Annotated in this window: 25 protein-coding genes; 20 read left to right on the top strand and 5 right to left on the bottom strand. The window is 65.8% G+C overall.

Features of this window, described 5'->3' with window-relative positions:
• The first annotated feature begins 16 nt into the window (after positions 1 to 16).
• From APS40_RS17440 to glyS, 8 genes are all read left to right on the top strand, one after another.
• Entirely contained in the window at positions 17 to 1,387 is a 1,371-nt protein-coding gene (locus tag APS40_RS17440; RefSeq protein ID WP_055048263.1) for an MFS transporter, read from the top strand.
• 137 nt (positions 1,388 to 1,524) lie between these two features.
• Positions 1,525 to 2,256: an outer membrane protein gene (locus APS40_RS17435; RefSeq protein WP_055048262.1), complete on the top strand. Its 732-nt coding sequence runs from the start codon at positions 1,525 to 1,527 to the stop codon at positions 2,254 to 2,256.
• Positions 2,257 to 2,386: 130 nt separating this feature from the next.
• Positions 2,387 to 2,923 (top strand): molybdenum cofactor biosynthesis protein B, encoded by a 537-nt coding sequence (gene moaB, locus APS40_RS17430; protein WP_055048261.1) that lies wholly within the window; start codon positions 2,387 to 2,389, stop codon positions 2,921 to 2,923.
• A gap of 48 nt (positions 2,924 to 2,971) precedes the next feature.
• Positions 2,972 to 3,121, top strand: coding sequence for a hypothetical protein (locus APS40_RS24975; protein WP_156342974.1), 150 nt, complete (start codon positions 2,972 to 2,974; stop codon positions 3,119 to 3,121).
• A gap of 19 nt (positions 3,122 to 3,140) precedes the next feature.
• Positions 3,141 to 3,335, top strand: a complete 195-nt coding sequence (locus APS40_RS17425) for a DUF7230 family protein (protein WP_055048260.1) — start codon at positions 3,141 to 3,143, stop codon at positions 3,333 to 3,335.
• 188 nt (positions 3,336 to 3,523) lie between these two features.
• The gene (locus APS40_RS17420) at positions 3,524 to 4,072 is read left to right on the top strand and encodes a LemA family protein (RefSeq protein WP_442855873.1); all 549 of its coding nucleotides are present in this window, start codon (positions 3,524 to 3,526) and stop codon (positions 4,070 to 4,072) included.
• A 124-nt stretch (positions 4,073 to 4,196) separates the two neighbouring features.
• Positions 4,197 to 6,134, top strand: coding sequence for a DUF2207 domain-containing protein (locus APS40_RS17415; protein WP_055048258.1), 1,938 nt, complete (start codon positions 4,197 to 4,199; stop codon positions 6,132 to 6,134).
• Positions 6,135 to 6,210: 76 nt separating this feature from the next.
• Positions 6,211 to 8,235, top strand: coding sequence for a glycine--tRNA ligase subunit beta (gene glyS, locus APS40_RS17410; RefSeq protein ID WP_055048257.1), 2,025 nt, complete (start codon positions 6,211 to 6,213; stop codon positions 8,233 to 8,235).
• A 357-nt stretch (positions 8,236 to 8,592) separates the two neighbouring features.
• Here glyS and APS40_RS25525 read toward each other — a convergent pair whose 3' ends face one another.
• Positions 8,593 to 8,817: a hypothetical protein gene (locus APS40_RS25525; RefSeq protein WP_335338166.1), complete on the bottom strand. Its 225-nt coding sequence runs from the start codon at positions 8,815 to 8,817 to the stop codon at positions 8,593 to 8,595.
• Between the two features lie 477 nt (positions 8,818 to 9,294).
• Between APS40_RS25525 and APS40_RS17400 the strand changes: the two genes are divergently transcribed.
• The 3 genes from APS40_RS17400 to APS40_RS17390 all read left to right on the top strand — a co-directional run bounded on the left by APS40_RS17400 (position 9,295) and on the right by APS40_RS17390 (position 12,965).
• Positions 9,295 to 10,440, top strand: coding sequence for a PA0069 family radical SAM protein (locus tag APS40_RS17400; protein WP_055048256.1), 1,146 nt, complete (start codon positions 9,295 to 9,297; stop codon positions 10,438 to 10,440).
• 212 nt (positions 10,441 to 10,652) lie between these two features.
• Positions 10,653 to 11,444: a ribonuclease HII gene (locus APS40_RS17395; protein WP_236884122.1), complete on the top strand. Its 792-nt coding sequence runs from the start codon at positions 10,653 to 10,655 to the stop codon at positions 11,442 to 11,444.
• Between the two features lie 390 nt (positions 11,445 to 11,834).
• Positions 11,835 to 12,965, top strand: coding sequence for a site-specific DNA-methyltransferase (locus tag APS40_RS17390; RefSeq protein ID WP_055048255.1), 1,131 nt, complete (start codon positions 11,835 to 11,837; stop codon positions 12,963 to 12,965).
• A gap of 61 nt (positions 12,966 to 13,026) precedes the next feature.
• On the opposite strand, the gene APS40_RS17385 is transcribed toward APS40_RS17390, so the two are convergent.
• The gene (locus APS40_RS17385; RefSeq protein WP_055048254.1) at positions 13,027 to 14,103 is read right to left on the bottom strand and encodes an A/G-specific adenine glycosylase; all 1,077 of its coding nucleotides are present in this window, start codon (positions 14,101 to 14,103) and stop codon (positions 13,027 to 13,029) included.
• A 63-nt stretch (positions 14,104 to 14,166) separates the two neighbouring features.
• Between APS40_RS17385 and APS40_RS17380 the strand changes: the two genes are divergently transcribed.
• The 8 genes from APS40_RS17380 to APS40_RS17345 all read left to right on the top strand — a co-directional run bounded on the left by APS40_RS17380 (position 14,167) and on the right by APS40_RS17345 (position 21,990).
• On the top strand, positions 14,167 to 14,688 hold the full coding sequence (locus tag APS40_RS17380) for a DUF721 domain-containing protein (RefSeq protein WP_055048253.1): 522 nt from the start codon (positions 14,167 to 14,169) through the stop codon (positions 14,686 to 14,688).
• A gap of 175 nt (positions 14,689 to 14,863) precedes the next feature.
• Positions 14,864 to 15,523 (top strand): DsbA family protein, encoded by a 660-nt coding sequence (locus APS40_RS17375; protein WP_055048252.1) that lies wholly within the window; start codon positions 14,864 to 14,866, stop codon positions 15,521 to 15,523.
• 24 nt (positions 15,524 to 15,547) lie between these two features.
• Positions 15,548 to 19,006 carry a chromosome segregation protein SMC gene (gene smc, locus APS40_RS17370; RefSeq protein WP_055048251.1) on the top strand — a complete coding sequence of 1,153 codons (3,459 nt, stop codon included), beginning with the start codon at positions 15,548 to 15,550 and terminating at the stop codon, positions 19,004 to 19,006.
• A 203-nt stretch (positions 19,007 to 19,209) separates the two neighbouring features.
• Positions 19,210 to 19,599: an AtpZ/AtpI family protein gene (locus APS40_RS24580; protein WP_082434485.1), complete on the top strand. Its 390-nt coding sequence runs from the start codon at positions 19,210 to 19,212 to the stop codon at positions 19,597 to 19,599.
• A 27-nt stretch (positions 19,600 to 19,626) separates the two neighbouring features.
• Positions 19,627 to 20,382 carry a F0F1 ATP synthase subunit A gene (locus APS40_RS17360; RefSeq protein WP_055048249.1) on the top strand — a complete coding sequence of 252 codons (756 nt, stop codon included), beginning with the start codon at positions 19,627 to 19,629 and terminating at the stop codon, positions 20,380 to 20,382.
• Positions 20,383 to 20,447: 65 nt separating this feature from the next.
• A complete protein-coding gene (locus APS40_RS17355; RefSeq protein WP_055048248.1) occupies positions 20,448 to 20,675 on the top strand; it encodes a F0F1 ATP synthase subunit C in 228 nt (75 codons plus the stop codon).
• A gap of 142 nt (positions 20,676 to 20,817) precedes the next feature.
• Positions 20,818 to 21,480 carry a F0F1 ATP synthase subunit B gene (locus APS40_RS17350; RefSeq protein WP_082434484.1) on the top strand — a complete coding sequence of 221 codons (663 nt, stop codon included), beginning with the start codon at positions 20,818 to 20,820 and terminating at the stop codon, positions 21,478 to 21,480.
• Positions 21,481 to 21,486: 6 nt separating this feature from the next.
• A complete protein-coding gene (locus APS40_RS17345; protein WP_055048247.1) occupies positions 21,487 to 21,990 on the top strand; it encodes a F0F1 ATP synthase subunit B family protein in 504 nt (167 codons plus the stop codon).
• Positions 21,991 to 22,403: 413 nt separating this feature from the next.
• Here APS40_RS17345 and APS40_RS17340 read toward each other — a convergent pair whose 3' ends face one another.
• On the bottom strand, positions 22,404 to 22,967 hold the full coding sequence (locus APS40_RS17340) for a methyltransferase family protein (RefSeq protein WP_055048246.1): 564 nt from the start codon (positions 22,965 to 22,967) through the stop codon (positions 22,404 to 22,406).
• A 200-nt stretch (positions 22,968 to 23,167) separates the two neighbouring features.
• Between APS40_RS17340 and APS40_RS17335 the strand changes: the two genes are divergently transcribed.
• Entirely contained in the window at positions 23,168 to 24,130 is a 963-nt protein-coding gene (locus APS40_RS17335; protein ID WP_082434483.1) for an alpha/beta fold hydrolase, read from the top strand.
• Here the strand turns inward: APS40_RS17335 and gcvPB are convergent.
• Complete coding sequence (gene gcvPB, locus APS40_RS17330; RefSeq protein WP_055048245.1) at positions 24,018 to 25,583, bottom strand: aminomethyl-transferring glycine dehydrogenase subunit GcvPB; 1,566 nt, start codon at positions 25,581 to 25,583, stop codon at positions 24,018 to 24,020. The two genes, APS40_RS17335 and gcvPB, sit on opposite strands and share 113 nt — an antisense overlap.
• Positions 25,580 to 26,935 carry an aminomethyl-transferring glycine dehydrogenase subunit GcvPA gene (gene gcvPA, locus APS40_RS17325; protein WP_055048244.1) on the bottom strand — a complete coding sequence of 452 codons (1,356 nt, stop codon included), beginning with the start codon at positions 26,933 to 26,935 and terminating at the stop codon, positions 25,580 to 25,582. The genes gcvPB and gcvPA overlap by 4 nt, the downstream gene beginning before the upstream one ends.
• Between the last annotated feature and the right edge of the window lie 5 nt (positions 26,936 to 26,940).

The raw sequence follows: 26,940 nt of genomic DNA, 5'->3' as shown, positions 1-26,940 counted from the left end.
AACCGCAGAAAGCGCCATGTCCTCCGCCCTCAAGATCTATGCCCTGTTCATCGGCTCGGCACTCCTGATGTTCGGAGGCGGCCTGCAGGGCCTTCTGCTTTCGGTGCGCGGCGCCGAGGAAGGGTTCTCGCTGACGGCGCTGGGCCTCATCGGCACCGGCTGGTCGGTGGGGTTCGTCGCCGGTTCGATCACCGTGCCACTGCTGGTGAAACGGGTCGGGCACATCCGAGCCTATTCCATCATGGCGGCAATCGGCACGGTCACCATCCTGCTTAACCTGCTTTGGGTTCAGGACATCGGCTGGATCGTGCTACGCGCCTTTTCCGGCTTCTGCTTTGCCGGCGCGGCGATGATCGTCGAGAGCTGGCTGAACGAAGTGGCGGACAACCGCAGCCGCGGCACGATCTTTTCGGTCTACACCACCATCAACATGGCCGCGTCGACGGTTGGCCAGCTCGCCATGGCGGTGACCGGAACCTTCGGCCACATCCCGTTCGTGGTCGGCGCCATCGCCTTCATCTGCGCGCTGCTGCCGAGCGCGCTGACCTCAACGCCGCAGCCGCGACCGATCTCGTCGGCGCGGCTGGACGTGGTGCTGCTCTACAAGACCTCGCCGCTGGCGGTGATCGCGGCCTTCGCCTGCGGCATGGCCAACGGCACCTTCGGCACGCTGGCGCCGGTCTATGGCTTCGAGCAGAAGCTCGATGCCTCGACGATCGCCTACCTGTTCGCCGTCACCGCCGTGGTCGGCGCCGTGGCGCAGACGCCGTTCGGGCGGCTTTCCGACAAGATCGACCGCCGGCTGGTAATCGTCGGGCTCAGCGGCTTTTCGGCGCTGATTGGCCTCGTGACCGTGCTGCTCAACCCCAGCAGCGGCGTGCTGATGTTCATTCTGTTCGGGCTCTACGGCTTCGGCGCCTACCCGCTCTATGCCATCGCCGTGGCGCACGCGAATGACTTCGCGAGGGAGGGCGAGTTCGGGCGCGTCGCCGGCGGCATGCTGCTGATCCTGGGCATAGGGCTCGCCATCGGGCCGATCATCGCCAGCTGGGTGATGAACGCCATCGCGCCGGTCGGCCTGTTCATCGTTACGGCCACCTTCCACGGCGCGCTCGCGGTCACGGCGTTCCTGCGCATGCGGATCCGCCCGGTACGCGACGCCTCGGGTCGCGTGCGCTTCCGCGCCATGAGCGCCGAGAAGGGCGTTTCCCCCGGCACAGTGACGCTCGACCCGCGCGGCGACGAAAAGCCGACGCCCCGCCCTGCCGCCACACCCGCAGCTCAGCCCGAGCAGACCGAGATCCTGGTGCCCGATCCGGTGGAGCCGACGATCGTGGTTGAAACCGGCCCCAGGACGAATACAGATGAACCGAAAGACGCCGGCTGAGTTTGGGAGTCGAGCCTCACGGTTGACTGCCGGCCTCAAGCACACAGAGCCGGAATACTTCCCCATGTTGCCGAACCGCTACAGACGAGCGCTGAGAATTTCGGCATTCTGTGATGGAGGTTTTTTGGAGACTCAAAATGAGGACGAGCATCGGGCTGCTCGCAGCGGCGTTGTGCATGACGAGTTCGGCGTTCGCAGCCGATCTTGTCGTTGATGAGCCAGCTGCGGTCGTTACGGCTGCGACGTACGACTGGAACGGCTTCTATGCCGGCATCAACGGTGGCTATGGCGCCGGCAGTGGCGATCAGGAGATCACGTTCGACGCGCTGGGCTATCTCGACGATGACTTTGTAGCCGTCGACATCAGCGGTGGGTTTATCGGCGGTACCGCCGGTTTCAACGTCCAGCAGGACAATCTGGTTTTCGGCATCGAGGGTGATCTGGCCTGGGCAAACATCACCGGCTTTACCAATCCTGATGGCAGCCCCAGTAATGACGGTTATGAAACCACGATCAAGGCGCTCGGCACTTTGCGCGGTCGCGTGGGCTTTGCTTCCGATGCCCTGCTGATCTACGGAACTGCCGGTCTCGCCGCAGGTAGCGTTGACGTCACCAACGGTGACCTGACGGACAACGAGTTCACCCCGGGGCGGACTGCCGACGCAACCGTAACGGCCGTTGGCTATGTGGTGGGCGCCGGCGTCGAACTGGGAGTTGCGGAGAACCTCAGCCTCAAGGCCGAGTACAACTATATCAACCTGGGCAGCACCGACTTCGTCGCTCCCTCGGACGAAGTGCTGGCTGACGAGGAAGGCAACGTCACCGTCAGCGCCCATCTCGTGAAGGTTGGCCTCAACTACAGCTTCTGACCACGATAAGCCTTGTGACAACAGGTTCGGCCCTACGGCCGGACCTGTTTTTGTTTGCAATGCTTGCTTTCCCTTATGTTCGGTTGGAAAAGGGCGACTTGGCTGGCTCATATCGCAGGCGGGGAATCTCATGTTCAAATCCGAACTCGACCAGAGCCGGGCTTTCACGCCGCTATCCATCGCCGTGCTGGCGGTGTCCGACACGCGGACGCTCGAGACCGACACCGCCGGGGCGCTGCTCAAGTCGCTGATGGAGACCGACGGTCACAACTGCTTCGAGCGCGCCGTGGTGCGCGACGATATCCACCAGATCCGCGCCAAGGTGATGGAATGGGTGGTGAACCCGGCGGTCGACGCCGTCATCACCACCGGCGGCACCGGCTTTTCCGGTCGCGACGTGACGCCGGAGGCCCTCGAGCCACTGTTCCAGAAGCGGATGGATGGCTTCTCGGTGCTGTTCCACCAGTACTCGTCGACCACCGTCGGCACCTCGACGCTGCAGTCGCGCGCCACCGGCGGGCTGATCGGCGAGACTTTCGTCTTCGTACTGCCCGGTTCGCGGGGCGCCTGCCGCGATGCCTGGGAAGGAATCCTGCGCGCTCAGCTCGACAACCGGCATAAGCCCTGCAACTTCGTCGAACTGATGCCGCGGCTCGCCGAGCGGTAGGAACGGCAGCGGCTCGCCAACGTTCTCTCCGGCAAAAGGAGAGTTCCGATGATCCGCAAGCTCAAGTCCGGCGAATACCGGCTCTACTCCAGAAAGACTGACCCCAAGACCGGCAAGCGGCGCAACCTCGGTACGTTCGGGACGCGCGAGGCGGCCGAAAAGCACGAGCGCGAAGTGCAATACTTCAAGCGGCACTGAGTCCGGGCTATTCTGAGGCATGGCCAAGGACCACAAGATCACCGTCACCTTGACACGCAAGCAGGCGGCGCCGCGCAACGCTGCGGCGAAATTGCTGCGGGAGGGGCAGTTTCAGCCCCGGGTCGAAACGGATTCAAAGACCTACACGCGCAGGAAGAAGCACAAGGTCGACCCGGTGCTCGAGGCCGCGAGGCAAGCTGGCGACGACGAATAACCTGAAACCGGTTCACACGATCAGTTTGCGGAATTCAAGTTCATCCTGAGAGTCAGTCGGCGCCGCGAAGCCGTTGCAGAAACACGTTCATTTCCTATTCAGCCGACGCAATTCAATTGCGGTACCCACGCTGCGGTGCCACCTTACGGGCATCAGGGCGTCACCCTGCGGAGGACTCCATGACTGGGCTGATCATTCTGGCGATCGTCGTCGCCGCCATCGGCTACGCGATCTTCGTCTACAACGACCTGGTGTCGAAACGGCAGCTCAAGGAAGAGGGCTGGTCGGGCATCGATGTGCAGTTGAAACGCCGCACCGACATGATCCCCAACCTGATGGAGACGGTGAAAGGTTACATGGGCCATGAGCGCGAAACGCTCGAGGCCGTCACCCAGGCGCGCGCCGCCGCCACCGCCGGTTCCAATGCGGGCCCGGCCGAGCGCAGCGCCCTCGAAGGTGCGCTGTCGGGCGCGCTGGGCAAGCTGCTGGCCATCGCCGAAGCCTATCCGGACCTCAAGGCCAACACGACTTTCCTCGAGTTCCAGAGTGCGCTGCAGAACGTCGAAGACGAGATCCAGCTGGCGCGCCGCTACTACAACGGCTCGGTGCGCAACCTGAACACCGCGGTCGAGAGCTTCCCCTCCAACGTCGTCGCCAACGCCTTCAAGTTCGAGAAGGCGGAATATTTCGAGCTGGAGAACGAGGCCGACCGCGCCGTGCCTTCGGTAAAGTTCTGATTTCAGCTCCAGCATGAGCATCGAGCGCTTGGCCACCCCCCTCCCATCCTCCCCCACAAGGGGGGAGGTGCAAGGCGGTGATCGTGACGCTATCGGGCCCAAGCACCGGCCGGCACCTCCCCCCTTGTGGGGGAGGACGGGAGGGGGGTGGCGGCGAGCGCTGACTCTCGTCATTGCGCTCCTCACCCTGATTTTCGCCCTCCCCGCCAGCGCGCGGGAAGCCATAACCTCGTTCTCGTCCGCCATCACCCTCAACATCGACGGTTCGGTCGATGTCATCGAGACCATCGAGGTCAACGCCGAGGGTTACGAGATCCGTCGCGGCATCTTTCGCGACATCCCGCTCGTCCTGATCAATCCGGACAACTCGCGCCTGCGCTCCACCCTTACGGTGAAGACGGTGCTGCGCGATGGCCGCGCCGAGCCCTATTCGCTGGAGAACCTCGCCGCCGGCTTCAAGCGCATCCGCATCGGCGACGCCGATGTGCTGCTGAGCTACGGCAAGCACAAATACACCATCCACTATTCGATGAGCCGGATGGGCCGGAGCTTTGCCGACCATGACGAGCTCTACTGGAACGCCACCGGCAACTACTGGAACTTTCCGATCGATGTAGCAGTCGCCTCGATCACCCTGCCCAAGGGCGCGCTGATCGACCGGCTGATCGGCTATACCGGCGCGCCCGGCTCGACCGAGCAAGCCGTCAACATCACACGGACTTCGGAGAACACCGCGACCTTCCGGGCGAACCGGCCGCTCGCCTCGGGCGAAGGACTAAGCGTCGCAGCATCGTTTCAGAAGGGTATTCTGGCGGAGCCACAGGGGTTGGACCGGCTGCTCTACTGGCTGAGCGACCACCGCGACATCGTGGCCCCCGGCATCGCGGTGGGACTGGTGCTGCTCTACAATCTCATTGCCTGGGGCGCGGTCGGGCGTGACCCGAAGAAGGGCACGATCATCCCGCTGTTTCACCCGCCCCAGGGATTCTCGCCGGGGCTCGCCGAATATGTCGACGGCATGGGCTGGCAGAAAGGCGGCTGGACCGCCTTCACCGCCTCGATCTTCGACCTCGGCGTCAAGGGGCTGGTGAAGATCGACAACCCAGGCAAGACCTTGAGCGTAACGGTGACCGGCAAGGCGCCGCCCGACGACCTCGGGGCGGCCGAGCGGCTGCTGTTCGATTACTTCCGTTCGCAGGGCAAGGTAACCGTCAACACGACCACCGGCCCCAAGCTCAATGAGACGCGCGGGCAGTTCGTTTCGGCCATCGAAACCGAGAACCGCCTGGTCTATTTCCGCAACAATACCGGTTACGTCGTGATCGGTGTCGCCTTCTCGGCGCTGCTGCTGCTTGCCATGGTGGTGCTCGACCTGATCGATCCGGTGACGCTGGTGTTCGCGGGGGTCGGCGCCCTTTTCCTCGGCATTTTTGCCGGTATCCTCAGGGGGTTCTGGTCCAGCCCGATCATCGCCAAGATCATTATCGGCGTCTGGGTCGTCATCTTCGGCGGCAACCTGTTGGGCGCCGCGTCGAGCTTTCTCAGCGATTTCCGGCCAGACATGGCGCTGATCGGCGCCGCCTCGATCATTTTCATCAACGTGGTGTTCGCCGTGCTGATGCGGGCGCCCACCGTGCAGGGCCGCAAGGTCATGGACCAACTCGACGGCTTCAAGATGTACATGAACACCGCCGAGAAGAACCGGCTGAACATGACGAACGAACCGCCGATGACGGTGGAACGGTTCGAGCGCATCCTGCCCTATGCCATTGCGCTCGGCGTCGAAAAGCCGTGGTCGGAGCATTTTGAGGCAGAGCTCGCCCGCAACGCCGTGGCGGATGCCCGGGGCAGCAGCTACGCACCGGGCTTCTATAGCGGACGCGACTGGTCGAGCAGTTCAGGTGGCTTTGCCAACTCGGTGTCGTCGGTCGCGTCCGGCATGAGCGCCGCGATGGTCGCGGCACAGCCGAGCTCTTCGTCCGGCTCGGGCTTTTCCAGCGGCGGCGGTGGCGGCGGTGGTTCCGGAGGCGGCGGTGGTGGCGGCGGCGGCGGCGGTTGGTAGCGGGCCCCAACCCCGCAATGGACAATCTCCCCTGCCCTTGCTAGGCAAACCGCGCTTTCAAACGCCCGGTTAAGAGATGCCCGAACTCCTCGTCGAACTGTTCTCGGAAGAAATCCCTGCGCGCATGCAGCGCAAGGCAGCCGAGGATCTGAAGAAGGCCGTGACCAATGCGCTGGTCGATGCGGGCCTCGTCTACGAGGGCGCCAAGGCGTTCGTCACGCCGCGCCGGCTGGCGCTGACCGTGACCGGGCTGCCGGCCCGTTCGCCAGATACGCGCGAAGAGCGCAAGGGCCCCCGCGTCGGCTCACCGCAGCAGGCGATCGACGGCTTTCTGAAGGCGGCCGGGCTCGGCTCGATCGCCGAGGCCAAGATCGAGAGCGACCCCAAGAAGGGTGAGTTCTACGTCGCCCATATCGACAAGGCGGGCGCCGAAGCCACCGACATCCTCGCCGCGCTGCTGCCCAAGGTGATCACCGGCTTCGACTGGCCGAAATCCATGCAGTGGGGCAATGGCGGGCTGACCTGGGTGCGGCCGCTGCGCGCCATCACCGCCACCTTCGGCACCGACAATGACGAGCCCGTGGTCATTCCATTCAAGTCGAACACCGTCGCTTCGGGCCAGACCACATTCGGCCACCGTTTCCTCGCCCCCGAGGCGATCCGGGTAAAGCGCTTCGACGATTACGTGCAGGCGCTGGAAAAGGCCAAGGTCGTGCTCGACATCGACCGGCGCAAGGAAATCATCAAGGCCGACGCCGACAACCTCGCCTTCGCGCAGGGGCTGACGGTCATCCATGACGAGGGGCTGCTCGAAGAAGTCGCCGGGCTCGTCGAGTGGCCGGTAGTAATGATGGGTTCGTTCGACCCGGCGTTCCTCGAAGTGCCCGAGGAAGTGATCATCGCCACCATCCGCGCCAACCAGAAGTGCTTCTGCCTGCGCGACAGCGCGGGCAAGCTGGCGCCGTTCTTCATCATCACCTCGAACCAGATCGCCGCCGATGGCGGCAAGACCATCGTCGCCGGCAACGAACGGGTGATCCGCGCCCGCCTGTCGGACGCCCGGTTCTTCTATCAGACGGACCTCTCGCTGCCGCTCGAGCACGGCCTGCCCAAGCTCGAGGAGAGTGTGTTCCACGCCAAGCTGGGCACGCAGTTCCAGCGCGTCGAGCGGCTGGTGAAACTTTCGGGCGAGATTGCGCCCAAGGTCGGGGCCAACCCCGAACTGGCCAAGCGCGCCGCGATGCTGGCCAAGGCCGACCTCACCACAGGGATGGTCGGGGAATTCCCCGAGCTGCAGGGCATCATGGGCCGCTACTATGCGCTGGCGCAGGGCGAGCCGCTGGCCATCGCCAACGCGATCGCCGACCACTACAAGCCGCTGGGCCCGACGGACCTGGTACCGGGCGAGCCGGTCGCCATCGCGGTGGCTTTGGCCGACAAGCTCGATACGCTCAAAGGCTTCTGGTCGATCGACGAAAAGCCGACCGGCTCGCGCGACCCGTTCGCGCTGCGCCGCGCGGCGCTCGGCGTCATCCGCATCGTCACCGACAACAACCTGCGTTTCCCGCTGGAGGTCGAGCCGGACCTGCTGAGCTTCTTCCACGATCGGCTGAAGGTGACGCTGCGCGATGCCGGCGCCCGGCACGACCTGGTCGACGCGGTGATCGGCAAGGACAGCAATGACATGCTGGAGATCACCGAGCGGGTCGAAGCGCTGTCGAAACTGCTGGGCTCGGAAGACGGCCGGAACCTGTTGGCCGGCTACAAGCGCGCCGCCAACATCCTCGCCGCCGAGGAGAAGAAGGACGGTCGGAGCTTTACCGCCCCGATCGATCCGGCGCGGCTGTCGCTCAACGAGGAAGCGGCGCTGGCCGAGGCCATCGCCTCGGTGGATGTCGCCGTCGCCGCCAAGGTCGCCGCCAACGACTATCGGGGCGCCATCACCGCGCTCGCCACGCTGCGCCAGCCGGTCGACAAGTTCTTCGAGGCGGTGCTGGTCAACGATCCAGACGCGGCGATCCGCGCCAACCGCCTGAGCCTGCTCACCAAACTGCGCGATACGATGCGGCAGGTGGCGGATTTCTCGAAGGTCGCGGGGTAAGTCCTCCCGCCCGTTCCGGCATTCGGCCGACATAGTTGGCCCAACTGATACAGACAGCCCCCTCCCGACCTCCCCCACAAGGGGGGAGGTGAAGGGTCGAGGCTCTGTCTTCGATCGTGCCAAACATGCCGGCGGGGCACCTCCCCCTTCATGGGGGAGGATGGGAGGGGGCCGTCTGCTGCAGTTCATCGCGATGACAACAGAACCTGCAGGCAACCCGGCTCTACCCGTTCCGGCCCCCTTGCCGCGGCCCGTGCATCCAAGAGCTCCCGAACGTTCGGGCTCGAGCGCGCTCTGGGGCCGCCCGCCGCTGACCGGTGCGGGGCGAGGCAGAACCTCGCCCCGCACCGGCTGGCTCTAGAGCCCGAACCTCACGTTACCGGCCTCGTCCATGGCGAAGCCGGGGTTCCAGGCGATCTCCCCCCAGGCGTGGTCGTCGGGGTCGGTGACGTAGCCGCGCAGACCGCCATGCGGAGGATTGTCCGCCGGACGGATGACGCGGCCACCGGCGGACGCCAGAGCCGCGATCAATGGAGCCACCTCCCGTTCGGTGGCGACGTTGTGGGCCAGGGGCGAAGGCACCCGGTGTCCGCAGGCCGGTGCGGTTCATGTCCGCTTCGAACTCGGCGGCAAGGAAGGTGCCGAGCACCACGCCGTTGAGCTGGTAGAAGATGATCACGTCACTTTCGTAGACCGGCGTCCAACCGAACCCCTCGACGTAGAAGCGCCGGGAGCGCGCAAGATCGGTGGTGCCGAGGGTGATGACGGAAACTGCAGGCTGCATTGGCCAAGACCTTTCGTTGCGCTGCTCCCCGATGGAGCAGCGTTCAAGGTCATGGGACTCAATCGCCGAAGCGAAGGCCAGGACCGCCGCAGCGGGACAGGGCCAACCGCACCTGCCTCTCCTTTTCTGACGCAAAGAGCCTAGCAGGCGGCGGCAGCCCGTCAACGCGGCCGGGTCGTCTCTCCACGGCTTTGTTCTTGTTCTGTTCTCGTGACGGTGCTATTCCTAATGGAACGTTACCCGCGGCGAGTCGCTTGAGGGTTTGGAGAACGGACATGCGGGTCAGCGCCCCCAATTTCGAGCAACTCGAGAAGCTGAGCGGTACGCGCGATGCGGACCTGATCGTGCGGCGCTATGTCGATCCGGCGCTCAATCGCGGGCGCGGCGCGCAGACCAACAAGGGCAGCCGTTTCGACCGGCAGAGCCGCGAAGAGTTCGACGATGGCTGGGGACAGGTCGAGGATTTGAAGCCGTTCGAAACCATCGAGCATGTCGAGCGCGCCCGGTCGATCATCACCCGCAACGAGAGCCCGGATATCGGCTTCGATCGTTCGATCAACGCCTATCGCGGCTGCGAGCATGGCTGCTCGTACTGCTTCGCGCGGCCGACGCACGCCTATCTCGGCCATTCGGCGGGGCTGGAGTTCGAGCGCGACATCTATGTGAAGGCCAACGCCGTCGACCTCTTGCGGCGCGAACTGGCCGACAAGCGCTACAAGCCCAAGCCCATCGCCATGGGTACCAATACCGACCCCTACCAGCCGGCCGAGCGCAAGCACAAGCTGACGCGCGGCATTCTCGAGCTGTTGCTCGAAACGAAGCATCCGGTGACCATCACCACCAAGTCGGCGCTGGTGGTGCGCGACCTCGACATCCTGAAGCCGCTGGCCGAGCTGAACCTGGTGCGTGTGGCGCTGTCGATCACCAGCATGGACCACATCCTGTCGCGCAAGATGGAGCCGCGCGCCTCGACGCCGGAAAAGCGTCTCGAAGCCATGCGGCTGCTGTCGGAGGCCGGCATCCCAACCACGGTGATGGCCGCGCCGATGATCCCGGCAATCAACGACATGGAACTCGAGCGCATCCTAGACGCGGCGGCGGCGCAGGGCGCGGTGGGCGCCAATGCCATCCTGCTGCGGCTGCCGGGCGAGGTGCGCGACATCTTCCGCGAATGGCTGCTGCGGCATTTCCCCGACCGGGTGAGCCACGTGATGAGCCTGGTGCGCGACACCCGCGGGGGCAAGGACAACGATCCGAACTTCGGCACGCGCTTCGTCGGCGAAGGGCCGTACGCCACACTGCTGCGCCAGCGGGTCGATCTGGCCAAGGCGCGCTACAAGCTCGACCGGCCGATCCCGCCGCTGCGCACCGACCTGTTCACGGCGCCGACGGTGGATGACGGGCAGATGAGCCTGTTCTGAGCGGGAACCGCGGCTCCCCCCTCTCTTGCAAAATCTAAGGCTTAGCCAAACGGCTAAACCTAAGATTTTGCTTTCTCCCCCGCCAAGGGGGAGAGTCCCGACTGATACTCCGATGCAAATGGAGGCCACCGCTCATCTCCCCCTTGGCGGGGAGAAAGCGAAAACTTGGGCTTAGCGCAGCTAAGTCCTTAGTTTTCGCCAGAGAGGGGGACGTGAAGCACGCGAATGCACGCGCCGACATCCACCGCGCTTTCGCCAATCTCAAGGCGTACGACGCCGAGGAAGAGGAAGTGACGCCGGTAACGCAGATGCCACTTGCCCCGCGGCCGTGCATGGCGATGCTTGAGGACATGCCGCCCGATTCGCCTGTCATCATCAGCAAGCCGACGCTCAAGTTCGAGCGCGCCGCCATCAGGCGTGGGGCGAAATTCGTCTGTGGCGTCGATGAGGTCGGGCGGGGTCCGCTGGCCGGGCCGGTGGTGGTCTCGGCGGTGATCCTCAACCATCGCAAGGTGCCCGAAGGGCTGAACGACTCCAAGGTGCTGAGCGCCGCCGAGCGTGAGGTGCTGTACGAGAAGATCATGGCCTCGGCGATCGTCTCGATCGCGGTGGCGCCTCCCTCGATCATCGCCGAGCTCAATATCCTCCAAGCCTCGCTGTGGGCCATGCGCAAGGCGGTGCTCGGCCTGCAGGTCAAGGCCGACCACATCCTCGTCGACGGCAACAAGCTGCCCAAGGACCTGCCCTGCCCCGGCGAAGCGATCGTCGGCGGCGATGGCCGGTCCGTATCGATCGCCGCCGCCTCGATCGTCGCCAAGGTGACCCGTGACCGGATGTGCCTGATCATGGACTGCGAAGAGCCGCATTTCGGCTTTTCGAGCCATAAGGGCTATGCCGCGCCGCAGCATCTCGAAGCGCTGACCACGCACGGCCCGGGCCGCCATCACCGGATGGATTTCGCCCCGTGTATCCAGGCGCAGCGGATGAAGACGATCGCCGCCTGAGGCGGTTGACAACCTATTCCTCCAATCCTCCGCCCACGTCATCGCCACACAGGCCCACAGTGCTTAAGGCACGTCGACTGCTCGGATCGTGTGCGAACTTGCCACCCCGCAGCGCCCCAAACTCGGTGTCATCCCTGCGAAAGCAGGCACCCAAATCGCAGCCGGCGCAGGTGGATGGATGGGTCCCTGCTTTCGCAGGGATGACAGCCGGCGGGTAGGCACCATGGCAGCTCGCACCAGAACCCCACCTCCGCGGGAATGACGCCTACGCCCGTTTGCGCGCCCAACCCGTATCCGCACCTTAACCTCTCGCTAACCTCGGAGCTTAAATCCCCTTTAACCCTAACGCCTTACAACCAACATTGTTAGTACTGCGTCAGGGTTCGAGTTATGTTGCGTACCGCGCGTATGGCGGCTTCCGCCAATGCGGAGGGGAGCCTGCTCCCCATCGACACCATCCTTGTGGGCGATTGCATCAAGCACATGAATGCCTTGCCGGCCGGCTCGGTTGACCTCGTATTCGCAGACCCGCCTTACAACCTGCAGCTGGACCAGGGCCTAACCCGGCCGGACCAGTCGCGCGTCGACGGCGTCGATGACGACTGGGACAAGTTCGACAGCTTTGCCCATTACGACATCTTCACCCGCGCCTGGCTGAAGGCGGCGCGGCGCATCCTGAAGCCGGATGGCGCGATCTGGGTGATCGGCTCGTATCACAACATCTTCCGCGTCGGCGCGGCGCTGCAGGATCTCGACTACTGGCTGCTCAACGACGTGATCTGGCGCAAGGCCAACCCGATGCCGAACTTCCGCGGCACCCGGTTCACCAATGCGCACGAGACGCTGATCTGGGCGGCGAAGGATCGCGACAGCCGCGTCACCTTCAACTACGAGCAGATGAAGCAGGCCAATGACGACGTGCAGATGCGCTCGGACTGGCTGTTCCCGATCTGCACCGGCGCCGAACGGCTGAAGGACGCCGACGACGAAAAGCTGCATCCGACGCAGAAGCCGGAGGCCCTGCTCTATCGGGTGATCAGCGCGACGACCAAGCCCGGGGATGTGGTGCTCGACCCGTTCTTCGGCACCGGCACCACCGGCGCCGTAGCCAAGAAGCTCGGCCGTCACTTCATCGGCATCGAGCGCGAAGACACCTATATCGCCGGGGCGCTGAAGCGCATCGCCTCGATCCGCCCGCTCAGTGCGGCGACCATCGAGACGGCAGTGCCCAAGCGTGCGGCGCCGCGCGTCGCCTTCGGTTCGCTGGTCGAAATGGGGCTGATCGCCCCGGGCACCGAACTCTATGACGATCGCCAGCGCTGGAGCGCCCTGGTGCGCGCCGACGGCTCGCTGGTCTCGGGCGACCACATGGGCTCGATCCACCGGGTGGGTGCGCTGGTGCAAGGCGCCGAGGCCTGCAACGGCTGGACCTTCTGGCACGCCCGGCAAGGCAGCCGGCTGGCGCCGATCGATGATTTCCGCAGTCAGGTGCGGGCGCAGATGGAACGACTTTCGGCCTGAATCTGACCTCCAATTCAACTCAGGCTGCGCTCGCCGCCGGCTCCTCAGGAGCCGGCGGCTTTCATTTTTCTGTCCATTGCAACCCGGCGGCCGCCAACACCTTGCGGAACACGCTCGGCAGCGCCTCGGCGTCGAGCTCGCGCGGATCGGCCCACCAGCCGGCCTTGAGCTCTCGCGGCTCCGGCACCACCGCCGACCACACCTCCAGTTCAAGCCGGAAATGGGTGAAGACGTGGACCACCTGCCCGTGATGGCGCCAGTCCGAGGCGATCGGATGGACCACGGCCCGCTTGTCGGACGTCCAATCGGAGACCGGCGTCTCGGTCATCTGCGCCAGCAGCCCCGTCTCGGCCCGGGTCTGCAGGTACACATCGCCATCGGCGTCGCGCATGACGAAGGCGTGCCCGTAACGGGTCGGGCGGTCGGCTTTTTCGGGCTTCACCGGATAGAGCAGCGGCTCGCCCCTGGCGCCGCGGCAGCCCGGCTGCAGCGGACAGAGCATGCAGCTGGCATTGCGCGGGGCGCAGATGGTGGCGCCGAGATCCATCAGCGCCTGGGCGAAATCGCCGGCGCGCTCGGGCACCGCTGCCTGCACGGTGCCGCGCACCAGTTCCTTGGCGTCACGCACCGGGACCTCGAGCGCCAGATAGCGCGCCACCACCCGATCGACATTGCCGTCGACCACCGCCACCGGCTCATCGCCGGTGATCGCGGCAATGGCCGCCGCGGTGTAGGGGCCGACGCCCGGCAGGGTCAGCAGTTCGGCCGCACTGGTCGGAAAGCGGCCGTCGAAGCGCTCGACCACGGCCCTGGCGCAGGCGTGAAGGTTGCGGGCTCGGGCGTAGTAGCCGAGCCCTGCCCACTCGACCAGCACCGCCTCGAGTGGCGATGCGGCGAGATCGGCGACCGTCGGCCAGAGGTGGAGGAAACGCGCGTAGTAGCGGCCGACGGCGGCGACCGTGGTCTGCTGCAGCATGATTTCGCTGAGCCAGACCCGGTAGGGGTCGGCGACGACACCGCGGGCGCGGTCGGCAGGACCGACGCGCCAAGGCAGGGTGCGGGCATGCCGGTCGTACCAGGCGAGCACGGCGGCGGCATCGAGCGGCACGGGGTTTTGCTGGGGCGCGGCTTTTGACATGATAGGGCGCAGAGATGGCGCGCCGCAGCGGCGGGCGCAAGCGGTGGCGGGAAGTTGTTACCAGTGGCGGACAAGCCGAAATCGAAAGCCAATGACGATGCACCGCCCAGGCGGCTGAACCGCGCTGTCGGCGTGGCGGAAGCCCTGGGCGGAGTGCTCGACCCCGCGTTGAAGAAGCGCGGCTTCGCCAGCCGGGATATCCTCTCCCATTGGCCGACCATCGCGCCGGCGCCCTATGACAAGGTGACCCGCCCGGACAAGCTGAGCTGGCCACGCGGCGAAAAGGGGGCCGAGGGGGCGACGCTCTATCTGCGCTGCCACCCCGGCCATGCGCTGGCGCTGTCGCATGAGGGCCAGCGGGTCGCCGCCTCGATCAACCGCTACTATGGCTACTTCCTCGTCGGACAGGTGCGGCTCAGCGCCGAACCGTTCGTGATCGAAGACGAGGTGCCGCAGACGGTGCCGGCGCTGCCGGAAGTGACCCGCGCGAGGATCAGCCGCACGGTCGAACGGGTGAGCGACCCCGGCGTGCGCGATGCGCTCAGACAACTGGGCCAGGCGATGGCTCGGAGAAAGAGCAAATGATCGAAGTCTGTTCCGCATTGCCATTCGAGCGCAGCTCTGACGGCCTTCGCTCCACAAATCGCCCCACTGGAGCAATTTTCCCTGCCGGACCTCGCGAAGTGTTCATCGCCGGTTGTGCTTGTCCCGCCTAAGTTGGGCGCGATATAGGGCGATCAACGAAAACGGAGAAAAACTCGTGGCCAACCGTCGCAACCTTCTCGTGGGCTCGGGCGCAGCAGTTGCTGCGGCAGCCGTGGGCACCAGCTTCAGCGCGCTGTTCGGCGCCACCAGCGCCCTCGCCCAGCAGTTCGACCAGGCCAAGTTGATGGCGCCGGCCGGCGGCGTCGCCGACCACCCGCTCGGGCCGGCCGATGCCAAGGTGACGCTGATCGAGTACCTGTCGCCGACCTGCCCGCACTGCGCGGCGTTCACCAATACGGTCTACCCGCAGCTCAAGGCCGAGTATATCGACACCAACAAGATCCAGTTCATTCCGCGCCCGTTCATGCGCAACGTGCTGGATGCGGTGGTGTTCATGCTCGCCGAGGCGGCGGGCGCCGACAAGTACCACGAGGTGATCGACACCTTCTTCAAGACCCAGGACACCTGGGCTGCGTCGAACACGCCGAACGACGCCATCTTCGCCATCGCCCAGCAGCTCGGTTTTACCAAGGAAACCTACGACGCCGCCTTGACGAATCAGGACCTGTTCAAGGGACTGGAGGCGGTGCGGGACCAGGCGCTGGACGAGTTCAAGCTCCAGGGCACGCCGACGTTCTACATCAACGGCAAGATGCTGACTGGAGAAAACTCGTTTGAGGCTCTCAAGGCCGAAATCGATCCGCTGCTCTCCTAACGCGCTGCCCGATCGGGGCGCGCGATGAAATTCACGCGCCTCAAGCTGCACGGCTTCAAATCCTTCTGCGACCAGACCGAGCTCTATCTGGAGCCCGGTCTGTCCGGCGTGGTGGGACCGAACGGCTGCGGCAAGTCCAACCTCGTCGAAGCGCTGCGCTGGGTGATGGGGGAAAGCTCGTACAAGGCGATGCGCGCCTCGGGCATGGACGACGTGATCTTTTCCGGCTCGGGCAGCCGGCCCGGCCGCAACACCGCCGAAGTCACCCTCGTTCTCGACAATTCCGACCGCACTGCCCCCGCTCCGCTCAACAGTGCCGACGTGCTGGAAGTCACGCGGCGGATCGAGCGTGAGCAGGGCTCGGTCTATCGCGTCAACGGCAAGGAAGTGCGGGCCCGCGACGTCCAGTTGCTGTTCGCCGACGCCTCGACCGGCGCCCATTCCCCTGCGCTGGTCCGCCAGGGCCAGATCGGCGAGCTGATCGCCGCCAAGCCGCAGCAGCGACGCGCGCTGCTCGAAGAGGCGGCCGGCATTTCCGGGCTCCACTCCCGCCGGCATGAAGCCGAACTCCGGTTACGTGCGGCGGAACAGAATCTGGAACGCGTCGACGACGTCATCGCGCAGGTCGAGCAGCAGCTCGAAACGCTGAAGCGGCAGGCGCGGCTGGCCGTGCGCTACCGCGCGCTCAGCGGCGACATCCGCAAGGCCGAAGCGACGCTGTTCCACATTCGCTGGATCGCGGCGCGGTTCAACGAAAGAGACGCCGAGGCGGCGCAGGCCAAGCTGGTGCGCGAGCTGGCAGAAGCCCAGCATGTCGAACTCGAAGCGCAGAAAGTGGTGTTCCTCGCCGACAAGGCGCTGGCGCCGCTGCGCGAGAAGGAAGCTGCCGCGGGCGCGGTGCTGCAGCGGCTGACCATTCTCGCCGAGCAACTCGACAGCGAAGCGCGCCGCGCCGAGGCGCGGCTCAATGAGCTGGGCGAGCGGCTGCAGCAGATCGAGCAGGACGCGGTGCGCGAACGCGCACTGGTCGGCGAAAGCGACGAGGCGCTGGCGGCGGCCGCCGAGGAGCGCGCACAGCTCGAGGCAGAAGTCGGCGACGAGCAGCAGGCGCTCGGGGCGGCGCGGACAGCTATGGAAGCGGCGCAGAACGCCGTCGCCGAGGCCGAAGGCGAAGCCCGGACGGCGGCCGATGCGCTGGCGCAGTTGCGGGCGCGACGTGGCGCGGCCGAGCGCAGTGTTGCCGAAGCGCGCTCGCGGGTGATCCGACTCGAAACGCAGATCGCCGATGTGGCGCGCGAAGCCGAGCACCTCGCCCGGACGCTCGGAGCCGACGCGACACTGAATTCCAGACGCGAAGCGCTGGAAGCCGCGCAGGACAATGCCAGGGCCGCGGAGGCCGCTGCCGTCGGCGCCGAGACCGCAGCCGCCGCGGCGCAGGCTGCCGTCGACGCATTGCGCCCGGAGCTGCAACAGATCGAGGCGGCGCTGAACCGGCTGGAAGCCGAAGCACAGACGCTGAGTCGCATCCTCAACCATGGCGGCGCGAGCAAGTGGCCTGCAGTGGTCGACCAATTACAGGTGGCGCCCGGCTACGAAACGGCGCTTGGCGCGGCGCTGGGCGACGATCTCGACGCCTCGTCCGACGCGGCTGCGCCCTTGCACTGGGCCGGCACCGCCTCGCGCGGCGACGCCGCGCTGCCGGCGGGCGCCACGCCGCTGTCGCAATTCGTCTCGGGTAGCCCGTTGCTGAAGCGCCGGCTGGATCAGATCGGGCTGGTCGAAGCGGCGGACGCCGCACGACTGATGGCCGAGCTGCAGCCCGGCCAGCGCCTGACCACCAGGGCCGGCGGGCTGTGGCGCTGGGATGGCTTTGTTGCCGCCGCCGACGCGCCGACCGCGGCAGCGGAACGATTGGCGCAACGCAACCGGCTGGCGGAACTCGAAGCCGAAGTCGAACAAGTGCGCGCGCGGCGCAACAGCCGGCGCGCCGATGCCGCGACGCTGAGCGAAGCGCTGGATAATGCCCGCACCGACGAGCGCCAGCAGCGCGAGACGTGGCGCAACGCGCAACGCGAGATCACCGTGGCACAAGGCGAGCTGGACAAGGCGCAGCGCGCCATCAGCGAACTGGCAGCCCGCCAGGTGGCGCTCGACGAAACCCGAGCCCGGCTCGACGCGAACTTGGCGGAGGCCGCGACAGCGGCCGAGGAGGCAGAGCTTCTGCTGATAGAGACCGGCGATGAGACGGAAGCGTCTGCGCTGGCGGCGACACGCCAGTCGGTGCTTGGCGAGCTGCGTGAGCAAGCCGATCAGGCCCGAATGAAGCTCGGCGGCTTCGAGACCGCGGCACGGATGCGCAACTCGCGGCTCGCCCAGATCGCCACAGACATTGCCGCCTGGTCCCGTCGTCGCGACGGCGCTGCGAGCCAGCTGGCGACGCTGGACGCCCGCACTGCCGAGGTCCGCGAACAGTTGGTGGCGTTGCAGGCCTCGCCCGAAAGCCTCGCCGAGCGACGGCGTACACTCGAGGACGAGATCGCCGTGGCGCGCGAGGCGCACCAGGCAGCGACCGACGCGCTCAGTATCGGCGACACGCGGCACCGCGAGGCGGACAAGGCGCAACGGCTGGCGCATGATGCGCTGTCCGGCTTCCGGGCCGAGCTGGCGCGGGTCGAGGAACGGATCAAGGGGCTCCTCGCGCAGCGCCACCAGATCGAGCGGCAAGTGCACGAGACACTCGGCATCGAGGCCGCCCAGACCGCGCAACTGGCCGGGATCAGGCCTGAGCATGCCTTGCCGGCCGAGGCGCAGGTCGAATCGCAGGTCGATCGGCTGAAGGCGGAGCGCGAGCGGCTGGGTGGAGTGAACCTGGGCGCCGAGAAGGAATCCGAAGAGGTTCGCGAGAAGCTCGACCTGATGGTCACCGACCGCGACGACCTGATCGCGGCGATCGCCAAGCTGCGGGCCGGCATCCAGAGCCTCAACCGCGAAGGGCGGCAACGGCTCAATGAGGCGTTCGAGAGGGTCAACGCGCACTTCCAGGAGCTGTTCACCTCGCTGTTCGGCGGCGGCACGGCCGAGCTGCAATTCGTCGAAAGTGACGATCCGCTGGAGGCTGGGCTCGAGATCCTGGCCCGCCCCCCTGGCAAGAAACCGTCCACCATGACGCTGCTGTCGGGCGGCGAGCAGGCGCTCACCGCCATGTCGCTGATCTTTGCGGTGTTCCTCACCAACCCAGCGCCCATCTGCGTGCTCGACGAGGTCGATGCGCCGCTCGACGACGCCAATGTGGAGCGCTTCTGCAACCTGCTCGACATGATGACCCAGCGGACCGAAACCCGGTTCCTGGTGATCACCCACAATCCGATTACCATGGCCCGGGTCGACCGGCTGTTCGGTGTCACCATGGCCGAGCGCGGGGTCAGCCAGTTGGTCTCAGTCGACCTCAAGGGCGCCGAGGCAGCGGTGCGGGCGGCGAGCTGACGCCCCATCCTTGCCGCAATAGTGGCGGCCAGAGTCGCGATGACTCAATGTCACACCTCCTTTGGTCGGATAAACTTCCTTATTTATCAACATGTTAGCAGTGTGTTCACAGCCTTGACACTGGTGGGGGGCGCCACTATGTTGCCCGCGACTTCGAGGGGCTCCAGTTCCAATTTAGGCCCGGAGGCGCAGGGGATAGCGGGATGGCACAGTCGCGCAACACCAAGCGTCCACCGAGTGGTGAACGGCCGGGAGCCCTGACCTCGGATCTGGCGGCACGGATCAAGCGTGCACAGGCCTCCGAGGAAGCGCCGGGGGACGCGGAACTCTCCGCAGCCAACCGGAACTTTTCCGGGTGGAACCGCGGTATGCGGCTCGGCACGGAATTTATTGCGGCCATCCTGGTCGGCGCGGGTATCGGTTACCTGCTCGATCTGGGGCTGAAGACCGGTCCCTGGCTGATGCTGGTGATGTTGCTGGTCGGCTTTGCGGCGGGCGTGCTCAATGTGGTGCGTTCCGCGGCGGAAATGAACCGGGCGGCGCCGCCGCCCACGGCCGCAATGCGCGTGCCGGACGACGAAGAAGACGAGTGAAGGCTCAGAGCCTAAAGGGAACAGCAGTTGGCCGATCCGAATAAAGTCGACCCGATCCACCAGTTCCAGATCACCGATATCGTCTCCTTCGGTGAAGGCGGCATCTCCTTCACCAACTCAGCCCTGTTCATGGTGCTGTCGGTTGGCGTGATCGCCCTCTACCTCCTGCTCTCGACGCAGAAGCGCAGCCTGGTGCCGAACCGGGTGCAGCTGATCTCCGAGATGCTCTACGAGTTCGTCGCCAAGATGGTATCGGACTCGGCCGGCAAAGCCGGCATGAAGTTCTTCCCCTTCGTGTTCTCGCTGTTCATGTTCGTGCTCGTCGCCAACATGTTCGGCATGATCCCGTTCTTCTTCACCTTCACCAGCCACATCATCATCACCTTCGCGCTGGCGCTGCTGGTCTTCGTGGTGGTGATCGTCTACGGCGTCTACAAGAACGGGCTGAAGTTCTTCAAACTGTTCGTGCCGTCGGGCGTCCCCGGCTACGTGCTCCCCATCGTGGTGCCGATCGAGGTCGTGTCCTTCCTCTCGCGCCCGATCTCGCTGTCGGTTCGTCTCTTCGCCAACATTCTGGCCGGTCACATCACCCTCAAGGTGTTCGCGGGCTTCATCGTGACGCTGGGCGGCCTGGGCTTCCTCGGCTGGCTCGGTGCGCTGCTGCCGCTGATCATGACCGTGGCGATCACCGCGCTCGAATTCCTCGTGGCGGCCCTGCAGGCCTACGTCTTTGCAGTGCTGACCTCGATGTACATCAATGATGCGATCCATCCCTCGCATTAAGGACCAACCCCCAATCGGCGCGCCGCTGACCGGTTCGTCAAAGCAGTTCTCAAAGGAGAGACGTTATGGATGCTGAAGCAGCAAAGTTTATCGGTGCGGGTATCGCTGCCGTCGGTATGGCCGGTGCCGCCATCGGCGTGGGCAACATCTTCGGCAGCTTCCTGTCGGGCGCCCTGCGCAACCCGGCCGCGGCTCAGGGCCAGTTCGGTAACCTGATTTTCGGTTTCGCCGTGACCGAAGCTCTGGGCATTTTCTCGTTCCTGATCGCCCTCCTGCTGCTGTTCGCAGTCTGATTTCGCGACAGGCGGCGTAACGCGCCGACTGGAGCGCATCCAGGAAAAGTTGCAGACTTTTCCGGTTCGGAGGCGCGACGTGAAATAAGCATGGGCTCCGGGTTTCGATCCGGGGCTTTAACGGCCGCAAAAGGGTTTCGAGATGGCGGGTGCTACCCAAGACATCATTATCGTGGCGCAGGCCGAAAGCGGCGACGCGCTCCAAGAAGGCCAGGTGATTGCACCTGCCGAGGAGCATGCCGCCGAAGGTGAGCATGCCGCACCGGCCGACGCCCATGGCGCGACCGATACGCACGCTTCGACCGAGGCGCATTCGGAGGTGTTTCCGCCCTTCGATCCGGCGAGCTTCGGCGGCCAGCTCCTGTGGCTCGCCATTACCTTCGCGGCGCTGTATTTCCTGATGAGCCGCGTGGCCCTGCCCCGCATCGGCTCGATCCTCGAAACGCGCCGTACCCGTATCGAAGGCGACCTGAAGGAAGCCGAGCGGCTCCGCCAGGAGACCGAGAAGGCGGCCGCTGCCTATGAAGCAGCGCTGGCCGAAGCCCGCAAGAATGCCCACGGCATCGCCGAGGAAACCCGCGCCGGGATCAAGGCCGACATCGACGGCCGCCGGGCCGACGTGGAGGCCGGGCTCGCCAAGCGCGTGGCGGCGGCGGAAGCCCGCATCCAGGCGGACAAGGACGCAGCGCTCGGCAATGTCGGCAGCATCGCGGCCGAGACGGCTCAGGCGCTGGTCGCCAAGATCTCCGGCAGCGTGACCGCGGCGGAAGCCAAGGCCGCGGTTGCCGCGGCTGCGAAGGAGTAAGGGCAAATGTGGAGCTTCGGGTTCGACGCCACCACCGGCGCCACCATCTGGGCGACCATCGCGCTTGTCATCTTCATCGGCATCGTCGTCTATTTCGGCGTGCCCAAGACGATCGGCAAGATGCTCGACGACCGCATCAAGAAGATCGAGACCGACCTCGCCGAGGCCGAGGCGCTGCGCGCCGAAGCCAAGGCCCTGCTCGAGGACTACTCGCGTCGCCGCGAAGAGGCCGAGAAGGAAGCCGAGGACATCGTCACCGCCGCCCGTGAAGAGGCGTTCCGGCTGACCGCCGAGGCCAAGTCCTCGCTGGAAGCCATGGTGGCCCGTCGCGAGAAGGCCGTGGCCGACAAGATCGCCCAGGCGGAAGCCCAGGCCGTGTCGGAAGTGCGGGCCCGCTCGGCGGACCTGGCTGTCGCCGCCGCCCGCGTGCTGCTCGAAAAGCAGGTTGCGACCAAGGGCGATGTGCTGGTCGACCAGGCCATCAAGGAGGTGGCTGCCCGGCTGAACTAAGGTTCGGTTTCAGTGCTGAAGGTTTGAAATGCCCGCGCAAGCGGGCATTCTCTTTTGGGCGGTTCACTGCGGCGGGTATAGCTCTCAAGGGGGAGGGTGTCCGCTCGTGCTTGGGGCACGATCGAGCCAAGTGCACCACGCCCACCTCCCCCTTGACGGGGGAGGCAAGCGGAGCTTGGGAGCAAAGCGACCTAGCGTAGCTCGGAGGGGGTGCGAGGGCGCCTCGATGCGCGTGGCGCGCCCCTGCCCTGAGCCAACATCCAGTACCCCGCACACCCCACCCCAACCCTCCCCGCCACGGGGATGGTGTCCGCTGGTGTTTGCGGCACGATCCAGACAAAAGCCCGATGACGGGGGAGGCTAGCGGAGCTTGGGAGCAACGCGACGTGGCGGAGCCCGCAGGGATGCGCCACTTACCCCTTCGCCACGCCTGGCAGGCGCGGCCAGAAGAAGCCGGTCTGGGCGCGATAGCTGGCATAATCTTCGGCCATCGGCGTGCGCGAGAACTTCTTCTCCTCGCCGAGCGCCGCGAGCACATAGATCACGGTGATCACCAATAAGGGGATGATCGACCACAGCGACCAGGTGGCGATGGCCCAGCCGATCCAGAAGATCAGGTAGGAGGTATAAAACGGATGCCGGAGGTAACGGTACGGACCCGAGGTGACGAGGCCATGCGGATTCTGCACGTCGAAGGCCATCTTCAGGCGTGCCGCGCGCGAGGCCTTGATCGCCGCCCAGAACAGCCAAAGCGCCAGGCACTCGATCAGCAAGCCGACTAGCGAGGCGAGCCAGGGCTGGCTCTCGATCCACAACAGCGCCGTATAGATGGCCGCGGTGGTGAGCACCACTACCGAGATGACCACGGTGCCGGTCGGCATTCTGGGGGAGTTGAAATGCGCCTTCAGCGACCAACTGTACTGCGCGATGACCGACAGGCTGACCGCACTGACGATCAGATCCAGCACCAAATCCATCGCTATTCCCCCATGACGCTATCGGCTCGGTGGTCACGCTACGTAGGGTTCCGCCGCTGCACAAGTCGCAGTTGTGCAACGACACTGTGCATCTCGATAAAATGCGAGGTTTTCGCCTCAGCGTTGCTTCACCGTGCTGATTGACCGGGGCGTAGTGAGTATCTGGCAGAGTCCTATCCTGAATACAGGACAGCCTGACGATGACGATCTACCACAGCACGGTGCAGACCCGCTCTGCCTCGATCCGCCTGAGCGAAAGCGATGGCGGCGGCGCGCCGTTGCTCCTGCTCCACGGGTCGGGTGCTTCCCGCAAGGTGTTCAGCAAACAGTTCAACAGCCCGCTGGCCGAGCGCTATCGGCTGATCGCGCTCGACCTGCCGGGGCACGGCGCATCGGGCGATGCAGCGTCTCCAGCCGACTATGGCATCGATGGGCTGGCCAGCACCGTGGCCGAAGTGCTGGAGCACAAGGGCATCGACTCCACGGCGGTGATGGGTTGGTCACTGGGTGGCCATGTCGGCATCGAATTGATGGCTCGCCATCCCCCGGTAACCGGACTGATGATCGTCGGCACGCCGCCGGTCGGCCGCGGGCCGGTGGCCATGTTGCGCGGCTTTCAGACCAACCTCGACCTGCTGCTGGCAACCAAGGAACAGTTCAGCGAACGCGACGCGCAGCGCTTCTATGAGATGTGCTACCACGGGGCCGGCGAGCCGACCTTCCTGCAGTCGATCCGCCGCGCCGATGGCCGAGTGCGTGTCGCCGTCTCGCGCAGCCTGTTGCGCGGCGAAATTGCCGACCAGAAGCTCGCCGTCGAGCAGGCGACCGTGCCGATCGCCGTGGTCAATGGCGAGAACGAGCCGGTGGCGCGGCTGAGCTACGTCGCCGGCCTCGAGTACCGCACCCTGTGGCGCCATGTTTGCCACGTCATCGCCGACGCCGGACATGCACCGTTCTGGGACCAGCCAGAGCAGTTCAACCAGTTGCTGGGGGATTTCGCAGCCGATGTGGCGGCGAGGCCCCTCGCCGCCCCGGCACCGGCGGCGGAGACTACTCCGCCGCCTCAGGCAGCGGCTCCTGCCGCTCCCACTTCAGCACCGGCGAGCGCGCGGCGCGGGTCTCATCCAGGCGCCGGCGCGGTGCGTTCAGCGGCGCGCTGGTAAAGCGGGCCACGTTGCCGGCCCTGGCGTCGGTTGCCAGCTCCAGCATCACATCGCAAAAACGATCGAGCGTCTGCTTGCTCTCACTCTCGGTAGGCTCCACCAGCATGGCGCCGTGTACCACCAGCGGGAAGTACATGGTCATGGGGTGGAAGCCCTCGTCGATCAGCGCCTTGGCGAAATCGAGCGTCGACACCCCGGTGCCCTCGAGGAAGCTGTCGTCGAACAGCGCCTCATGCATACAAGGCTGGCCGGGGAACGGCACCGAGAACACCCGCTCGAGCCGCGCCTTGATGTAGTTGGCGTTGAGCACGGCGTCCTTGGCGGCTTGCGCCAGCCCGTCGCCGCCGTGGCTCAACATATAGATTAGGGCGCGAACATACATGCCCATCTGGCCGTTGAACGCGGTGATGCGGCCCAGGTGCTGGCCCTCGGCATGTTCGACCAGGGCAAGCTGGCCCTCGCCCTTTCTGACGAACGGCACCGGTGCAAACGGCGCCAACGCGGCCGACAGGACCACCGGACCGGCGCCCGGACCACCGCCGCCATGCGGGGTGGAGAAGGTCTTGTGCAGGTTGATGTGCATGGCGTCGATGCCGAGATCGCCCGGCCGCACCACACCCATGATGGCGTTGAAGTTGGCGCCGTCGCAGTAGAAGAAGGCGCCGGCCTCGTGCACCGCGGCGGCGATGTCGATCACCTCGGGCTCGAACAGCCCGCAGGTATTGGGGTTGGTCAGCATGATCGCCGCGACGTCGGGCGACAAGGCGGCCTTCACCGCCTCGACGTCGACGGTGCCGTCGTCGCGAGCGGGAACGGCCTTGACCGAATAGCCGAGAAAGGCCGCGGTCGCCGGATTGGTGCCGTGGGCGCTCTCGGGAACGAGAACGATCTTGCGGTGCCCCTGCCCCGCCGCCTCCTGCGCCGCCTTGATCGCCATCATGCCGGCCATCTCGCCATGCGCCCCCGCCTTGGGGGTGAGGCACACGGCGGCGGTGTTGGTCAGCGTCATCAGCCAATGCGCCAACTCGTCCATCAGGGCGAGGGCGCCCTGCACGGTCGAGACCGGCTGCAGCGGATGGATGTCGGCAAAGCCGGCCAGCCGCGCCATCTTCTCGTTGAGGCGCGGGTTGTGCTTCATGGTGCACGAGCCGAGCGGATACATGCCGCTGTCGATCGAGTAGTTGAGGCGGCTCAAGCGCACATAGTGGCGCAGCGTCTCGGGCTCGGTGAGGCCGGCGAGGTCGATCTCGGACTTGCGTTCGAAGCCGCCGAGGAAGCTGCCGTCGATCGCCACATCCGGCAGGTCGACGCCGGAATGCTCGCGATCGCCGATCTCGAACAGCAGCGGCTCGTTGGGAAGCAGCGACGAGCCTGAGGTCGAGGTGAAGTCGGAGGTGCCGGCGGGCACGGCGGTGCCGACACCGGTGGGGCGGCCCTGGTTGTTCATGCTCATTGGACGTCCTCCGCAAGGGCGGCGTGGAGGCACTCGGCCAGCATCGCGATATCGTCGTCGGTGGTGAGTTCGGTCGCAGCGAGAACGATGAGATTCTCGCAAGCAGGATTATCCGGCTCGAGGCGGCTGACCGGCAGACCGGCAAGGACCTCCGCCTTGGCCAACATCTCGACCACCGGCGCGGCGGGCACCGGCAGGCGGATGGTCATTTCGTTGAAGAAGCTCTTGTTGAGCAGCTCCACGCCTGGGACGGTGCCGAGCATCCTCGCCAGCTTCACCGCATTGTGGTGGTTGAGCCGCGCCAGCTTCTTCAAGCCCGCCTCGCCGAGCAGCGACATGTGGATGGAAAAGGCGAGCGCGCAGAGGCCCGAATTGGTGCAGATATTGCTCGTCGCCTTCTCGCGCCGGATGTGCTGCTCGCGGGTCGAGAGGGTGAGGACAAAGCCGCGATTGCCGTCGGCATCGACGGTTTCACCGCAGAGCCGCCCCGGCATCTGGCGGATGAACTCCTTCCGCGTGGCCATCAGGCCGACATAGGGACCGCCGAAATTGAGGCTGTTGCCGATCGACTGGCCCTCGCAGACGACGATATCGGCGCCAAGCGCGCCCGGCGCTTCGATCAAGCCGAGCGACACCACCTCAGTCACCACGACGATCAGCAGCGCGCCTGCGGCGTGAGCGGCGTCGGCCGCGGCGCGGAGATCGCGCAGGTGGCCGTAAAAATCCGGGGTCTGGACGACGATCGCCGCCGTCTCAGCGTCGATACGGTTGAGGATATCGCCCTGCCCTTCCGGCGAGGGCGGGAGGCAGACGAGATCGGGGCCATCGCCGAGATAGGTGCGGACGACATCGCGGTAATGCGGGTGGAGGCCGCCCGAGAGAATGATGCGGTTGCGGCGTGTCAACCGACGCGCCATCAGCACCGCTTCCGCGGTGGCAGTCGAGCCGTCATACATCGAGGCGTTGGCCACCTCCATGCCGGTGAGGTGGGCCACCTGGGTCTGGAACTCGAACAGCATCTGGAGCGTCCCCTGCGAGACCTCCGGCTGATACGGCGTATAGGCGGTGAGCCACTCCGAGCGCTGGATCAGGTGGTCGACGCTGGCCGGCACATGATGCCGATAGGCGCCGGCGCCGATGAAGAACGGACCGTCGCCGGCAGCGTGGTTACGGCCGGCCAGCGCCTTCATCCTGGCTTCGACCAGGAACTCGGGCGCGTGGCGCGGCAGGTTCACCGGCTCGCGCAGCAGCGCGTGCGCGGGAACGCGGGCGAACAGATCCTCGGCGGTCCGGGCGCCGATGACGGCGAGCATGTCGGCCCGCTCGTGTTCGGAATGGGGGAGATAGCGCATCAGTT

The sequence above is a fragment of the Devosia sp. A16 genome (assembly GCF_001402915.1).
Classification (GTDB): Bacteria; Pseudomonadota; Alphaproteobacteria; order Rhizobiales; family Devosiaceae; genus Devosia_A.
The sequence above is the reverse complement of the archived record's forward strand: the minus strand, read 5'-3'. Positions and strand labels throughout refer to the sequence as shown.

Coding starts and splice junctions, on each gene's coding strand:
- APS40_RS17440 (WP_055048263.1), top strand. CDS start 17: ATGTCCTCCGCCCTCAAGATCTATGCCCTGTTCATCGGCTCGGCACTC.
- APS40_RS17435 (WP_055048262.1), top strand. CDS start 1,525: ATGAGGACGAGCATCGGGCTGCTCGCAGCGGCGTTGTGCATGACGAGT.
- moaB (WP_055048261.1), top strand. CDS start 2,387: ATGTTCAAATCCGAACTCGACCAGAGCCGGGCTTTCACGCCGCTATCC.
- APS40_RS24975 (WP_156342974.1), top strand. CDS start 2,972: ATGATCCGCAAGCTCAAGTCCGGCGAATACCGGCTCTACTCCAGAAAG.
- APS40_RS17425 (WP_055048260.1), top strand. CDS start 3,141: ATGGCCAAGGACCACAAGATCACCGTCACCTTGACACGCAAGCAGGCG.
- glyS (WP_055048257.1), top strand. CDS start 6,211: ATGCCCGAACTCCTCGTCGAACTGTTCTCGGAAGAAATCCCTGCGCGC.
- APS40_RS17400 (WP_055048256.1), top strand. CDS start 9,295: ATGCGGGTCAGCGCCCCCAATTTCGAGCAACTCGAGAAGCTGAGCGGT.
- APS40_RS17390 (WP_055048255.1), top strand. CDS start 11,835: ATGTTGCGTACCGCGCGTATGGCGGCTTCCGCCAATGCGGAGGGGAGC.
- APS40_RS17385 (WP_055048254.1), bottom strand. CDS start 14,103: ATGTCAAAAGCCGCGCCCCAGCAAAACCCCGTGCCGCTCGATGCCGCC.
- smc (WP_055048251.1), top strand. CDS start 15,548: ATGAAATTCACGCGCCTCAAGCTGCACGGCTTCAAATCCTTCTGCGAC.
- APS40_RS24580 (WP_082434485.1), top strand. CDS start 19,210: ATGGCACAGTCGCGCAACACCAAGCGTCCACCGAGTGGTGAACGGCCG.
- APS40_RS17355 (WP_055048248.1), top strand. CDS start 20,448: ATGGATGCTGAAGCAGCAAAGTTTATCGGTGCGGGTATCGCTGCCGTC.
- APS40_RS17350 (WP_082434484.1), top strand. CDS start 20,818: ATGGCGGGTGCTACCCAAGACATCATTATCGTGGCGCAGGCCGAAAGC.
- APS40_RS17345 (WP_055048247.1), top strand. CDS start 21,487: ATGTGGAGCTTCGGGTTCGACGCCACCACCGGCGCCACCATCTGGGCG.
- APS40_RS17340 (WP_055048246.1), bottom strand. CDS start 22,967: ATGGATTTGGTGCTGGATCTGATCGTCAGTGCGGTCAGCCTGTCGGTC.
- APS40_RS17335 (WP_082434483.1), top strand. CDS start 23,168: ATGACGATCTACCACAGCACGGTGCAGACCCGCTCTGCCTCGATCCGC.
- gcvPB (WP_055048245.1), bottom strand. CDS start 25,583: ATGAGCATGAACAACCAGGGCCGCCCCACCGGTGTCGGCACCGCCGTG.
- gcvPA (WP_055048244.1), bottom strand. CDS start 26,935: ATGCGCTATCTCCCCCATTCCGAACACGAGCGGGCCGACATGCTCGCC.